10 protein-coding genes and 2 pseudogenes are annotated in these 14124 nt (G+C 63.0%); 11 read left to right on the top strand and 1 reads right to left on the bottom strand.

Features of this window, described 5'->3' with window-relative positions; translation table 11 throughout:
- The first annotated feature begins 12 nt into the window (after positions 1 to 12).
- The 11 genes and pseudogenes from MLGJGCBP_RS26655 to MLGJGCBP_RS54370 form a co-directional block, all read left to right on the top strand.
- Positions 13 to 962: pseudogene (locus MLGJGCBP_RS26655) on the top strand (enoyl-CoA hydratase-related protein).
- Positions 963 to 1264: 302 nt separating this feature from the next.
- Positions 1265 to 3604, top strand: a complete 2340-nt coding sequence (locus MLGJGCBP_RS26650) for an ATP-binding protein (protein ID WP_236581391.1) — start codon at positions 1265 to 1267, stop codon at positions 3602 to 3604.
- Positions 3605 to 4050: 446 nt separating this feature from the next.
- Entirely contained in the window at positions 4051 to 5271 is a 1221-nt protein-coding gene (locus tag MLGJGCBP_RS26645; RefSeq protein WP_236581390.1) for a cytochrome P450, read from the top strand.
- Between the two features lie 46 nt (positions 5272 to 5317).
- Complete coding sequence (locus MLGJGCBP_RS26640; protein WP_201453203.1) at positions 5318 to 6871, top strand: aldehyde dehydrogenase family protein; 1554 nt, start codon at positions 5318 to 5320, stop codon at positions 6869 to 6871.
- A gap of 53 nt (positions 6872 to 6924) precedes the next feature.
- Complete coding sequence (locus MLGJGCBP_RS26635; RefSeq protein ID WP_160099194.1) at positions 6925 to 8037, top strand: Zn-dependent alcohol dehydrogenase; 1113 nt, start codon at positions 6925 to 6927, stop codon at positions 8035 to 8037.
- Between the two features lie 159 nt (positions 8038 to 8196).
- Entirely contained in the window at positions 8197 to 8550 is a 354-nt protein-coding gene (gene fdxA, locus MLGJGCBP_RS26630; RefSeq protein WP_160099192.1) for a ferredoxin, read from the top strand.
- Between the two features lie 20 nt (positions 8551 to 8570).
- The gene (locus MLGJGCBP_RS26625; protein WP_160099190.1) at positions 8571 to 9920 is read left to right on the top strand and encodes an FAD-dependent oxidoreductase; all 1350 of its coding nucleotides are present in this window, start codon (positions 8571 to 8573) and stop codon (positions 9918 to 9920) included.
- 138 nt (positions 9921 to 10058) lie between these two features.
- Positions 10059 to 10325 (top strand): hypothetical protein, encoded by a 267-nt coding sequence (locus MLGJGCBP_RS26620; RefSeq protein ID WP_160099188.1) that lies wholly within the window; start codon positions 10059 to 10061, stop codon positions 10323 to 10325.
- Positions 10326 to 10537: 212 nt separating this feature from the next.
- On the top strand, positions 10538 to 11431 hold the full coding sequence (locus tag MLGJGCBP_RS26615) for an NADP-dependent oxidoreductase (protein WP_160099186.1): 894 nt from the start codon (positions 10538 to 10540) through the stop codon (positions 11429 to 11431).
- 201 nt (positions 11432 to 11632) lie between these two features.
- Positions 11633 to 12502: a PDR/VanB family oxidoreductase gene (locus MLGJGCBP_RS26610; protein WP_236581388.1), complete on the top strand. Its 870-nt coding sequence runs from the start codon at positions 11633 to 11635 to the stop codon at positions 12500 to 12502.
- A gap of 321 nt (positions 12503 to 12823) precedes the next feature.
- Positions 12824 to 13252: pseudogene (locus MLGJGCBP_RS54370) on the top strand (hypothetical protein); the annotation flags it as partial.
- A 242-nt stretch (positions 13253 to 13494) separates the two neighbouring features.
- Here the strand turns inward: MLGJGCBP_RS54370 and MLGJGCBP_RS26600 are convergent.
- Positions 13495 to 14124, bottom strand: coding sequence for a PaaI family thioesterase (locus tag MLGJGCBP_RS26600; protein ID WP_160099182.1), 630 nt, complete (start codon positions 14122 to 14124; stop codon positions 13495 to 13497).

Genomic DNA, 14124 nt, shown 5'->3' with positions numbered 1-14124 from the left:
CTGGGAGCGGACATGCAACATGAAATCGAGGGCGGAATCTTCACTGTCGTCCTTGATCGGTCGGAGAAACTCAATGCCTTCACCGTCGAAATGGCCGATGCTCTCGAACGCACCTTTGTGGCCGTCAATGACGACGACTCCGTGCGGGCGGTAATCGTTACCGGTGCGGATCGCGCATTCTGCGCCGGCATGGACCTGTCGAGTGCGGGCAATGCGTTCGGGCTCGACGGGTCGAAGGCGCCCATCACTGGACGACATGGCCGACCTCGGCGAGCCCGAGCTGCGTCGCATCCGTGACACGGGCGGCCGGGTGACACTCGCAATTTACGCCTGCCGCAAGCCCGTGATCGCCGCGATCAATGGCACAGCCGTCGGAATAGGCGTGACGATGACGCTGGCCATGGACGCGCGCCTCATGTCGATCCGGGCTCGATTTCGGGTTTGGAGTTCGGAAGGCTCGGCGTCCCGGAGGCGTGTTCGACCTGATTCCTTCCCCGGTTCGTCGGTCTGCCCAGCGCGTTGGACCGGTGTATCGGGCCGGCATCCTCGATCCGAACACCACCTGGGAGACCGGTCTCGCACAGGCCGTACACGAGCCGGACTCATTCCTCACCGAGGCGCGGGCGCTGGCGAACTCTTGGACCCGGGACCGATCCCCCCGTGTCCGTCGCACCTCATGCGTCAGCTGCTCTACCGGAACTCTGCTGCGCCGCACCCCGACGAGGCCCACCGGGTCGGGTCGCTCGCCATGCTCTACACGAGCATGGCGATGGCACCGACGGGCGTACACGCCTTTCTCGAGAAGCGCGACCCACTCTTGCGGGGGCGGGCGTCGGAGATGCCCCCCGTTCTACCAAGAGTGGATCGAGGCGAGTAGCGACGATGTGCGAACCGCACCGCAACCTCCATGGCGTGCGATGGAAGCCTCCATGCCCGGCAACTGCAGGTTACAGATGATGTGATACTTGTTACATATGGAGCGATTGTTGTATCTCCGAGGGTCGAGAGGAAAATGTGCGGAGCATATTCGGTCCGAGCATGACGGCCACCCTGGAACTCCTGGACTCGAAATTCGTTACCGCCACCGGCCAGGCTTCCCTGACTGTCGTGACACCGGAACAACAGAGCGCCACATCATGTCTTCTACTTCTTCATTTTGCGCGCCCCACAGCAACTTGACCAGAGCGATCATCACGCATGAATTGTTCGATATTGCGGAGCGCTGCTCCGAAGATACCGACGACCATACTCCAAGGAGAATGTAATGGCGGCGGATAACCAACTCGTTCCAACCGTCCGCGGGTTTTCGTGCGAAGTCACGAGTTTCGTCGGACGCCGAAATGAGGTCGCCGCGGTCAAGACGCGCCTGTCGGGCTCTCGGATACTGACGCTCACCGGATTCGGTGGGGTAGGAAAAACCCGGCTGGCTTGCCGCGTCGCTTCGGAAGTACGCCGGAGCTACACCGACGGCATCTGGTTTGTGGACCTCGCCTCGATCTCCAATCCTGAACTTGTCACTACCACAATCGCCGAAGCACTCGACATTCGGGAAGGGCCGAGTCCAGGCCATATTCACACTCTCTCCGAATTCCTCAGTGGAAGACATGCGCTCATCGTTTTGGACAACTGCGAGCACTTGATCGAGGCCTGCGGAACGGTCGCCGCCGAGATTGTTCGACGGTCACCCGGGGTGCAGATTTTGGCAACCAGTCGGGAGCCTCTCGGTGTGCTGGGTGAAACCGTGTTCGAGGTCCCGCCCATGTCGGTTCTGGACGACGCGCAGTTGGCCGAGGGACGAGAAGGTAAGAGCTTCCATAGCGAGGCGGTCGATCTTTTCGAGCAACGCGCTGCATCCGTCATCCCGGGATACACCATCGATGACGAGAGCCGCGTGGCGGTTGCCCGTCTCTGCCAGCGGCTGGACGGCATCCCTCTGGCTATCGAACTCGCCGCCGTCCGGATCAGGTCCCTTCCCCTCGATCGCGTCCTGTCACGGGAAGGTCCACTTTTCGATCTTCTGACTCAAGGGAACCGTGGCGGCCCGGTGCGGCATCAAACGCTGCGGGGCGCCATCGATTGGAGCTTCAATCTGTGCTCGCCGGACGAACAGACCCTGTGGGCGCGGCTGTCGGTATTTGCGGGTGGTTTTGATTTCGATGCAGTCGAAAGCGTGTGCACTGATCCGGAAATTGTTCCGGACGCCTTCGAAGTCATCTCCAGCCTTGCCGAAAAATCGATCATTGTCACCGCTCACTCCGGACCTACAGTTCGATATAAATTACTGGAAAGCATCAAGGATTACGCGGCCGAGAAACTTGCCGAGCAGGGCGACGGGGAAACCTGGCATCGGAATCACCGGGATTATTTCCTGCGTTTGTCCGAACTCAGCGAGAGCCGGTCACTGGGATCAGGACAGCTGGAGTGGAATCGTCGACTCCAGCCCGAGCGGGCGAATCTGCGGTCAGCGCTGGAGTACAGCCTGTCCACCCCCGGCGAGGCCCGCACCGGTCTCCGGATGGCGAGTTCGCTGTGGTTCTTCTGGAATGCGAGTGGCCTGCTGCAGGACGGACGGTACTGGCTGACCCGCGCCCTGGAGACCGACCGGCAACCGAGCCAGGAGAGAGCGAAAGCGCTCTGGGTAATCGGTTGGTACGCAATGATTCAAGGCGACAACGCCACGGCCAAGCGATACTTGCTGGAGAGCAGCGCCGTTGCGGAATCGATCGGTGATCGAACCGCTCAGGCGTTTGCGCTCCAGTTCCGGGGCACCGTGGAGCAGATCGACGGAAATCTCGACGGAGCACTGGAGCTCCTCAATTCCGCCATGAAACATCACGCCGCGTCCGGGGACGTCAATTCACTGACACTGCTGGGCGGTGCTCAACTAGCTTTCGTGCACTGCTTGTCCGGAAACCTGGACCAATCCATCGCTTCGGCGGAGGACACCATCGCTCTGGGAAAGTCGCTACGGGAGTGTTTCGCCACGTCGTGGGCGATGTGGTCGCGCGGACTTGCCCTGTGGACCCGGCGCGAGTTCCCGGACGCATCGGACTCGTTGAAAGAAGCGATCGAACTGAAGCAGTCATTGAGCGACTGGTTGGGCGTATCCGTATGCACTGAGATTCTCGCGTGGATCGCGATCGAGGAAGGAAACCCTGTTCGAAGCGCACGCCTGTTGGGGATCGGGCGGACGCTGTGCGGCGAAATGGGGAGCTCGCCACTCTTCGGAAGCGACGCGTTGGTCCGGACACGGAACCGGTACGAGAAGCGCACCCGTCAGTTGCTTGGGGGTCCTGCGTTCGAGAGAGAATCCCGGGCTGGTGAAGGGCTCGAACACCACGAGGCGATCGAATTCGCATTACAGAAGCGCACATCGGAGCCGGGTACGCCCGCACCTCCTTCGGCGGCGGTGAAACTCACACCGCGCGAGAAGGACGTCGCGAAGCTGGTAGCGGAGGGGCTGACGAACAAGGAGATCGCGGAGAGATTAGTCATCTCGCGCCGTACCGTCGAGGGACACGTGGACCGCATCCTCGCCAAGACCGGCCATAGGTCCCGCTCGCAGCTGGCCGCCTGGATCGCCCGCGACGAGAGCGTCGAGTAGACCCGGGAATCTGCCGTCCGCGTTCCCGATTCGGTCGACCCTCCTGCCGTAACACCTGCTGGTGACGAGAGTCCCGGTGCTGCGGTGCCTTATCCCGGTGACCATAGCGCTGCACTGCGCCTGCCTGCACAGATCGGTTTGGTCCTGCGGTGGGTCCACGGTTGCCGATCATCACTCCTGGGTGCCCCCTGGCCCAGGTTCGGCCGGCTGGCGCGCGCAGGGGGTGACTCCGGCGCTCCGCGGGCATACCTGCGTAGGGAATACAGGTAGCGAAGCAGGTATATCTCGCCCATCACACCCGACCCATAATTGAGATCCTCATCACTGGATGGGGCGGTGGCTCGGACTTACGTCAGCTGTAGAGCATGACGACTCGTCGATAGCGAAGTACGCACCGCTCGGTCTTCGACCGCCTCTTACCCCCTACGAAGAGAAGCGAGAATGTGGTGACCACAAGTATCCCCGTGATGCCGGACATCCTGTCGGATGAATTCGCCCGGGACCCGCACAAGTACTACAAGATCATGCGCGACCACTACCCCCTGCTCCACCACGAAGCCAGCGGTTACTACTTCGTCAGCCGGTTCGACGACGTGGCGCGGGTGTACCGCGACTCGGATGCCTTCAGCAACGAGAACTACGCCTTCCAGATGGAGCCCGTCATCGGGCGGACCGTCATCCAGATGTCCGGCCGCGAGCACACCATCAACCGGCAGTTGATCACTCCGGCTCTGCGTGGCAGCTATCTCGATGACCTGCTTCCGCAGGTCGATCAGCTCGCGACCGACATGATCGCGGCCCTGCCCGAGTCGGGGGCGGTCGATGTCATCGAGAACTTCACGAAGTGGTTCCCGATCAATGTCATCGTCAAGATGCTGGACCTGCCCAAGGAGGATCTGTCCAAGTTTCACGAGTGGTACTCCTCGCTGATGGCGTTCCTGGCCAACCTCACCCAGGATCCCGAGATTCACGCGTGGGGCATGCGGACCCAGCAGGAGTATCCGGCGTACATCTTGCCGCTCATCGCCGAGCGGCGCCGCAATCCCGGAAATGATCTGATCTCCCGGCTCTGCCAGGCTGAGCTGGAAGGTGAACAGCTCTCCGATGAACAGATCAAGGCCTTGATCGGTCTCCTTCTCATCGCTGGCGGTGAAACGACCGACAAGGCGATCGCCAGCACGATCAAGCACCTGCTGCAGCATCCCGACCAGCTGGAAGCGGTGCGTGCGAACCCGGCGCTGGCTACCAATGCGCTCGTGGAGAACCTGCGCTACCACCCTCCCGTCCAGATCATTCTTCGCACAGCAACTGCGGACGTCGAGGTTGCAGGTGGAATCATTCCGGCCAATAGCGTCGTCGCCTGTGTCAATGGTGCCGCGAACCGGGACGAGCGCAGGTACGAGGATCCGGACAAGTTCGACATCTTCCGCGAAGACATCGCGATGGATCGCGCCTTCGCCGGCGCGGCCGATCACATCGCATTCGCACTCGGCCGGCATTTCTGTGTCGGTTCCCTGCTCGCGAAGCGCGAAGCGGAAACCGCCCTCACCCAGCTGTTCGCGAAGTACCCCAACCTGCGGTTCGCAGACGGCTTCGAACCCGTGGACGTCGGTTTGTTCACTCGTGGCCCGGAAAAGCTTCTTCTCGAACTCGGTCCGGAGCGCTGAGCGAGTCGATGGATCAGGCGAACAACACACGGAGGCGGACAAACCGATGACAACCACGGCGCAACCAAGCACCCTCGACAACTCCACCATCGCCGCGACTCACTATCAGATGTTCATCGACGGCGAATGGGTCGACAGCGATGAAAAGTACAACCTGACCGAGCCGGCCACTGAAGAGGTATTCGCCACCGCGGCCAAGGGGGCAACACAGCACGCTGACGCCGCGGTGCAGGCCGCGAAACGCACATTCGAGTCGGGGATCTGGCGAAACATCGCTCCCGGTGGGCGGGCCGAGATCCTCGACCGCGCTGCCGACGCGTTGGAGGCCCGAGCCGAGGAGCTGACCATCCTCGGCACCCGCGAGGGTGGCGCCCCCTTCAACCTGTCGAACGCATTCAGTGTGGGCATGCCGGTGAGCAACACCCGGTACTTCGCCGACGTCCTCCGCAGGCAGGATTTCGAGCGACCGGGTCCTCTGGTCGGGCCTGTCCTGTCCGGTGGACTGATTCGGCGCGAGCCGATCGGAGTCTGTGTGGCAATCGTGCCCTGGAACTTCCCCACGGCTCTGGCCGTGTGGAAGGTGATGCCGGCCCTGGCCGCGGGCAACTCGGTCGTGCTCAAGGCGGACGAGAAGACGCCCATCGGAGCACTCGAGCTCGCGAAAGAGTTGAAAGCTGCTGGTGTCCCCGACGGGGTATTCAACGTGGTCACCGGTGACGGTGAGGTAGTGGGCGCTCACCTCGCCGCCCATCCGGACGTTCGCAAGGTGTCGTTCACCGGATCCACCGCGATTGGCAAGGAGATCGTCCGCGCCGGTGCCGGAAACCTCAAGAAGGTGACCCTCGAACTCGGTGGCAAGGGCGCCAACATCATCCTCGGCGATGCCGACTTGCGGACCGCTGTCGACGGATCGATCTGGGCTTTCTTGATGCACGCCGGCCAGGCCTGTGAATCGGGAACTCGACTGCTGGTCCCGTCCTCCCTTCACGACGAGTTCGTGGACCGGATGATCACCCGCCTGCGGACCCAGAAGATCGGCAACCCGCTCGAGCCGGACACCGACATCGGACCGCTCATCAATGCAGCACAGCGCGACAGGGTGCTCGGCTACATCGAATCGGCGAAGAACGAAGGCGCCACGGTCGCGTATGGCGGCGGCGTCCCCGCGGGCGAACAGTACCGGCAAGGCTTCTGGGTCGAGCCCACCATCCTCACCGACGTCACCAACGACATGACGGTGGCCCGCGAGGAAGTGTTCGGTCCCGTCCTGGCGGTGATCCGCTACGACTCCATCGAGGAAGCAGTCAAGATCGCCAACGACACCGAGTACGGGTTGTCGGCCGGTGTGTGGAGCCAGGATCTCAACCAGGCACTCGCCGTGGCCCGCCAGCTCGAGGCCGGCTCGGTGTGGATCAACGACTGGCACATGGGCAATCAGGAATACCCGTTCGGCGGATACAAGCAGAGCGGGGTCGGCCGGGAACTCAGCGCGCACGCCCTCGACGAGTACACCGAGCAGAAATCGATCCAGATCTGCCTGGAGCCGAAGCTCGAGAACCGGGCATACGGCCTGGTCCTGTCGGTTCCGCCGTCCGACTGATGTGAGTTCCTCGGCGCCGTGCGCCTGACGCTGTTCAATGAAACGGAGAAAGCATGAAAACCAAAGCCGCAGTGCTCTACGAAGCGGGCAAGCCCTTCGAGATCGAAGAACTCGACGTCGTCGCCCCGGATGAGAACGAAGTTCTCGTCCGGTACGACTACTCGGGGCTCTGTCACTCCGACCTGCATATGGTCAAGGGGCACCTGCCCTTCCGGGCACCTATGGTGTTCGGTCACGAAGCCGCCGGAGAAGTTCTCGAAGTCGGATCCAAGGTCACGAATGTCAAGCCCGGCGATCATTTCGTCGCATCATTTTTTCCGGTCTGCGGACGGTGCAGGTGGTGCGCGACCGGCAACTCCCGGCTGTGCGACATGGGTGCCAACGGACTCGAAGGCTTCCTGCCCGGTGGCCGATTCCCGTTCAAGGGCAAGAACGGTGATTACGGGTCCATGATGACCGTCGGCACGTTCAGCCAGTATGCGACCGTGCACGAGAATTCGGTGATCCCGATCCACGATTGGATTCCTCTGGACAAGGCCGCCCTGGTCGGTTGCGGCGTCCCCACCGGTTGGGGATCTGCGGTCAACTCGGCGAATGTGCGGGCGGGAGATACTGTCGTGGTCTACGGCATCGGCGGCATCGGCATCAACGCCGTGCAGGGAGCCGCGTATGCGGGCGCCCAGCACCTGATCGCGGTTGATCCGGTTCCGTTCAAGCGGGAGAGCGCCAAGCGTTTCGGGGCCACCCACACCGCGGAGTCCGCCGAGGAGGCGCTCGCCCTGGTACAGGAACTGACGTGGGGTGTGGGTGCTGACAGCACCATCATCACCATCGATCAGCTGACCGCCCAGTCGGTCTCGGACGCCGCCGAGGCGACCTCGAAGGGCGGCACCATCGTCATCACCTCGATGGGCCAGTACGAGGAGGACACGATTCAACTGTCGGGGGTGCAGCTCGCTCTGTGGGGCAAGCGTATTCAGGGCTCACTTTACGGTGGTTGCAACCCCGTCTACGACATCCCGAAGTTGTTGAGCTTGTACCAGAGCGGCCATGTGAAGCTCGATGAGCTCATCACTCAGACCTACTCGCTCGAACAGGTCAACCAGGGCTACGAAGATCTCGAACAACACCAGAACATCCGCGGCGTCATCGTTCATGAACACTGAACCGACTCCCCGCTAGGCCGGACGTGTCATCGACGGACCGACCTGCATGAGGCCGACGACGCCCAGGGCTCGAAGTCACCAAGATCGACCCTGGGCGCCGATCCCCTCAGCCGGGCACCTATCCGCGTGGAGGACCGCGCGACATCAAGGAGAAAGAAAATGGCCTACGTCATCTCGGGCCCGTGCACCGACATCATGGACAAGAGTTGCATGGAAGTGTGCCCGGTTCATTGCATCTACGAAGGTGCCCGCAAGCTGTACATCCATCCCGACGAATGCATCGACTGCGGGGCATGTGAACCGAATTGCCCGGTCGAGGCAATCACATACGAAACCGAAGTACCCCCGGATCAGGAGCAGCACGTCGCCGACAATCGGGACTTCTTCTACTCCGTCCTGCCAGGGCGTGATACCGAACTCGGACTGATCGGCAGCGCCCGAGATTACGGTCCGGTCGGTGTCGACACGCCGCTGGTGGCCAGCCAGCCGCCTTGCCCGTCGAACCAGCTGTGACTCGCTCCGAGGACCTTCCCATGAGAAATGCCCGCATAGCAGTAATCGGCTCCGGCCCCGCCGGCCTGTTCGCCGCCGACGAGCTGGTCCGGCAACACGACGTCGACGTCGAGGTCGACATCATCGACCGTGTTCCCGCCCCATACGGGCTCGTCCGCTACGGTGTTGCACCAGATCACCCCCGGATCAAGGCCGTCATCGGAAGCCTGCAACGCATCCTGGAAAATCCCAAGGTCCGATTCCTCGGAAATGTCGAATTCGGCACCGATGTCGATCGCCCGTTCCTCGACGCGCATTACAACGCGACGATCTACGCAACCGGTGCCTCGCGCGACCGAGCGATGGGAATCACAGGAGAAGACCTACTCGGCAGCCGCTCCGCGACCGCCTTCGTGTCCTGGTACGGCGGTCACCCCGACAGCCCGAATGATTTTCACCTGCGCGAGGACACCGTGGCTGTGATCGGCGCCGGAAATGTCGCCCTCGACGTAGCGAGAATCCTCGCGAAAACTGCCGCAGAGCTCGACAGTACCGACATGCCGCCGCATGTCCTGGACACGCTGCGCGACAGCCGCGTCCGCGACATCCACGTGATCTGCCGCCGCGGGCCGGAATTCGCCAAGTTCACCACGAAAGAGCTCCGCGAACTCCGCAACCTCACCGACGCAGACATCATCATCGATCCCGCCGAGCTCATCGGCGCACCACGCGAAGGCCTCGACAAAGCCACCCTCGCCAACCTCGCAGTCCTCGAGGAGTTCGCGTCCCGGCCGCGCACCGACCGAACTCACCGAATTCACTTTCACTTCTGGCGAAATCCGGTCGAGATCCTCGGCTACGAGCACGTCGACGGCCTTCGCATCGAGCGCACCGAACTCTCACCGGACGGCACCGTGCATGGCACCGGCGAGTTCGACACCCTTCCCGCCCAGCTCATCCTCCGATCGGTCGGCTACCGCAGTGTTCCCCTCGACGGCCTGCCGTTCGACTCTGTCCGAGGCACCATTCCCAACCAGCTCGGCAGGGTTGTCGATGGTGACGGGCATGTCGTCCCGGCGCAGTACGTCACCGGATGGCTCAAGCGTGGACCCTCGGGGGTGATCGGAACCAACCGCGTCGACTCGGTCGAAACCGTCGCCAGTGTGATGGAGGACCTCGTGTCCAGTCCCGAACCCGGTACCAGTGTGTCTGCTGATGCCGTAGACGCGGCACTGCGGACGCGCGGAGTCAAGGTCATCGGTTACGACGGCTGGCTACGAATCAACGGTGACGAGATCGAGCGGGGTCGGGTTGCGGGTAAGGATCGAACGAAGATCCCCGATTGGGACACTCTGCGACGGCTCGGGCACGAGGTGCTCACCTCAGGGTGAGCGCGATCGTCGCCTACTCGACCGCTCAGCGGACAGAACCCTCGGTCGATGTACGTGCGTAGATCATCACGGGATATGAAAGTCACTGCCCTATCTGACGTGAAGCAACTGTGTTCGCGCATGTGAAGGAGGCCGACCGTGTCTGTCACTGTCGAAGAAGAGCTGGCTCCCGAAATCGAGCTGCCGCACCGAGCGCATGCGCACGGCCTGCCAGTACTCGAATCACAGGTTGACCAAGTCGTACGCTGCGAACTCTCCCGGTTGTATCGCCGGTTGGCCTTGACCAATGAGGAACGCGACGTCGTCGAAGAAGCCGTGCAGCGGGTCTGCCAGCTCGTGGTCCTGGTCCCGGTCGCGAAGTGGCGCGGCGATCCCGGCCTGGTGAAAGAACTCCTGTGCGAATGACCCCCGGTGGCGGGAGGGACATCGCGACCTGTCTCGAATTGCTGCGTGGCGAGCCCGAAGTCGCAACTTCCGCGTAGACAGACACGACGGTCAGCCGGTTCTGGTATGGGATACCGCCTCGATTGCGGCCGGGCGTCAAGTTCGATCGCATGCGGATTGCTCCGTCACCTCCCGAGATCGTCGTCGATCTCACACACGAAAAGGTACGAACCATGTTCGCTGTTCAGTTCGACTCTCCTGGGGACATCGATGTGCTCCAGTTGCGAGATATTCCAGTCCCCAGTCCGGGCGAGGGCGAAATACTCATCGCCCTCGAGGCATCGGCGATCAATCCCGCGGACGTAAAAATCCGTAGCGGGATGATCACACCTCGTCAGGGAAATGCGCCGTTCACGCTCGGATACGACCTGGTGGGCACCGTCAGGCAGACGGGCCCGACGGCCGGCCGGTTTCTGCCCGGTGCTCGGGTAATTGGCGTCTCGACATTGGCCGTCACCGGAACCGGCACATGGTCGGAGTTCGTCTGCCTGCGGGAAACATCCCTTGCCGGTGCCCCCGAAGACGTCGACCCGGCCATCTTGGCCCAATTGCCCCTCCCCGGCTTGACCGCAATGCAGGCCGTCGACGCTCTACAGTTGCCTCAGAGGTCTGAGGTGCTTGTCTCCGGAGCCGCCGGTGCGGTCGGACGTATCGCACTGCAGCTACTCCACCTCCGCGGACACCGCACGCACGCGTTGGTCCGACGGGCCGAGCAGGCAGAACTGTTGCCGACCGGTGTAGCCGAGGAAGTGTATATCGGCTCCCCCCCGACCTCCCGCGTCGACGCAGTGATCGATGCTGCCGGAATCGACCTGTCCGCCGCGTTACGGCCTGGGGGACACTACGTCACCGTCGTCCCGGGAAGCCCGCCCCACAGCGTGTCAAAGGACAGCGCGACGCTGGTAATCGCTCACGAGTCGGGCGCGATGTTGCACACACTCGCCGAACTCCTCACTGCCGGTGATCTCACTCTTCCCGACTCGACAACGTTCAAGTTCTCGGAAATCGAGGCTGCTCACCGCGAGTACGAGCGCCAGCTCGGACGCCGCATCACGCTCGTCGTCTGACCGGCACCGCACTCGCTCGCCCGGGAACCCTGCCCAGCGCGTACACCTCGCCGAGCCTCCCAAACCAATCTCGCAGAAGGCCAAGCAATGAACCCGTCACTCGTACAAGACCACAGCCCCGCGCCTGTCTCCGCAGACCATGTACCGCTGCGGGTTTCGGAACGCAATATCGAAGCTTCAGGCGTCGTCTCGCTGCGGTTAGTGCACCCAGCCGGCGAACAGTTACCAACGTGGGAGCCGGGTGCGCACATCGACATCGAGGTCGCCGGGGTGACCCGCCAGTACTCGCTGAGCGACGCCGAACCCGACCCGAACTCCTGGCGCATCGCGGTGCTGCGGGAACCCGCGAGCCGCGGGGGTTCCCGAGCGATCCATGACGCGGTGCACGCAGGGACGGAGCTGGTTGTCAGCGCCCCCAGGAACCGCTTTCCGTTGTTACCCGCGCAGAAGTACATCTTCGTTGCCGGCGGAATCGGCATCACGCCGATCCTGCCCATGATCGGCGCAGCAGCGAGGCGAGGCGCCGAGTGGTCCTTGGTCTACGGCGGTCGATCCCTGGACACGATGGCTTTCGTCGATGACCTCACACGCTATGGTGACCGCGTCACGATCGTCCCGGAGGACACCAAGGGTCGGGTCGACTTCGCGAAACATCTTCGGCACGTGCACGATGACACTTTGATCTACGCCTGCGGTCCGACCCCGTTACTCGATGTCCTCGCTCGAGCATCCGACCACTGGCCGACCGGGAGCCTGCACGTGGAGCGATTCGTCGCCCAGGATATCGATGCTGCCGGTGACGTCGAATTCGAAGTCGAGTTCGCGGCGAGCGCTGTCACGGCGATGATTCCACCGGATAGGTCGATCCTGGATGTGGCGAATGATCTCGGGTTGCCGACGCTGTCGTCGTGCGAGGAAGGGGTCTGCGGTACATGCCAGACCGCCGTGTTGGAGGGTGACGCGGACCACCGCGACGCGGTCATGACCGATGGCGAGAAGGCGTCCGCCTCGTCGATGTTCATCTGTGTGTCCCGGTCGAAAGCCGGCACCCGGCTCAAACTCGACCTGTGAGGACTGATGCGTCCACTAGTCTCGCACCGGCGTTGCACCTGACAACGACCCGGACTGACTTCCGACGTGTGCCCCGACAAATGCCACGCATCTTCTGGCGTGTCGAGACACGCGTCCCACTCTGACGTCGAATACACAGACCCTACGACCCGGCGCATCCGAGGAGGTTGCCGAAATGAGATTCTCGCAATCGTTCCGGCAAAGCACAGCAGTCATCGCCGCACCCGGCGATTGGAGGATGCGCCCTGTGTGCCGACGGAGTGACCCGTCGGTGTCCTTCGGCCCTGAGGGGAACGCAGCCGCGACCGTGCCCGCCGGAAGGACCAGGCACGCAGAGTTTGTCAGGGCTGCCCGCTCCTTGTGCCGTGCGGCAACCATGCCTTGACAACAGGGGAACAGTCCGGATGGGGGCGGCATGGCCGAAGCCGACCGCAAAGCACCCGCTGTCGGCAACGAATCAAGTGCCTACCACTTGCTTCCCCATCCGCCGCACGCACGGCCGGCGGCCACCCGTCTGACCGCCCGGAACGCCTGCTCCGGATCGACCGCCTTGACGCAGCGGGTTGCGGGAAAGTCGAAACCGACAGTAGCCTCCGCCGACAGTCGGCGTCACACAAGGGTTTTCCGCCCAACACGGCCGCGCAGTTGCTCTCATGTCCGGCCGCTGCGACCACTTCGCAGCTGAGTTCTCGTCGAGCGTCATACTTTGCCACGCTCACGCGGACCGTCGAGGGCCGACTTCAGCTGTGAAAACCTCGGCGCCGGCCTCGATGTCCGGCGACTCGACCACCCGCGCCACTGGCGGTCACAGACAACGGTCCCTGCGGCTCGCCGAGACCTGAGCCAGCGGCTGGCTCGGCGAGGCGTGGTCGCGAAAAGCCAGGGCGCCGTTTCCAACTCGATATCGGGGTGCCGCCGACCCCACGCAGACGCACTGCAGCGGTGGGGTTTCACCACACCCGGCGGATCGGTCTGTCGCGGCGGAGCCCGACTCAGCGTCGTGGTTCGATGAACAGACCTCTGGCCTCCACTGTGCGAGTGCCCTCACACTCGATCCACGAGTTCACCCATACTTTGCGGCCCGAGGCCGAATCGGCGGTCGCGTACAGGTTGAGCGGACGATTCAGGGGGGTGGGTGCCAGATACTTGAGTTCGAGCTGGGCGGTGACACACGTTCGGCCTGCCGACTCGATCAACAGCCCGAGCATGCAGTCCATCAGCCATGCCCCTAAACCACCGTGTAGGCAATCTCGAGGACCTTCGGCGAGGGCATCCGCTGTCACAGTCGCCGACGCCGTGGTCCCATCGGAGGAGATCTCCAACGGGATACAGGATGGATTGTGACGGCCGATCCACCGTGTTCGAGTGGCCGCGGTTGTCTCGGGGCTGGCGAACTCTCCGAGGAGCACGCCGGGTCTGAGCTCTTGTTCCACAAGTTCCGAGGCCTGGGCGACCAGATCCGCTGACCGCCGCAGGTCTTCGTTGCCAACGCCTGTCGTGGCCGCCGCATACATCAGCCGGCGCACGGATGCCACCAGGTCACGGTGCTTCTGCAGCCACTGGGCCGGGAGATCGGAAATGTGGGCCCGGTCCCGGGTGAGGTCCTCATCGAGCTGCTGCAT

The sequence above is a fragment of the Rhodococcus sp. T7 genome (assembly GCF_009872365.1).
In the GTDB taxonomy this organism is placed as follows: Bacteria; Actinomycetota; Actinomycetes; order Mycobacteriales; family Mycobacteriaceae; genus Rhodococcus_F.
The sequence above is the reverse complement of the archived record's forward strand: the minus strand, read 5'-3'. Positions and strand labels throughout refer to the sequence as shown.

Bases quoted from the DNA above. Each gene is read 5' to 3' on its own strand.
- MLGJGCBP_RS26650 (WP_236581391.1), top strand. From the start codon at position 1,265: ATGGCGGCGGATAACCAACTCGTTCCAACCGTCCGCGGGTTTTCGTGC.
- MLGJGCBP_RS26640 (WP_201453203.1), top strand. From the start codon at position 5,318: ATGACAACCACGGCGCAACCAAGCACCCTCGACAACTCCACCATCGCC.
- MLGJGCBP_RS26635 (WP_160099194.1), top strand. From the start codon at position 6,925: ATGAAAACCAAAGCCGCAGTGCTCTACGAAGCGGGCAAGCCCTTCGAG.
- fdxA (WP_160099192.1), top strand. From the start codon at position 8,197: ATGGCCTACGTCATCTCGGGCCCGTGCACCGACATCATGGACAAGAGT.
- MLGJGCBP_RS26625 (WP_160099190.1), top strand. From the start codon at position 8,571: ATGAGAAATGCCCGCATAGCAGTAATCGGCTCCGGCCCCGCCGGCCTG.
- MLGJGCBP_RS26615 (WP_160099186.1), top strand. From the start codon at position 10,538: ATGTTCGCTGTTCAGTTCGACTCTCCTGGGGACATCGATGTGCTCCAG.
- MLGJGCBP_RS26600 (WP_160099182.1), bottom strand. From the start codon at position 14,124: ATGCAGCAGCTCGATGAGGACCTCACCCGGGACCGGGCCCACATTTCC.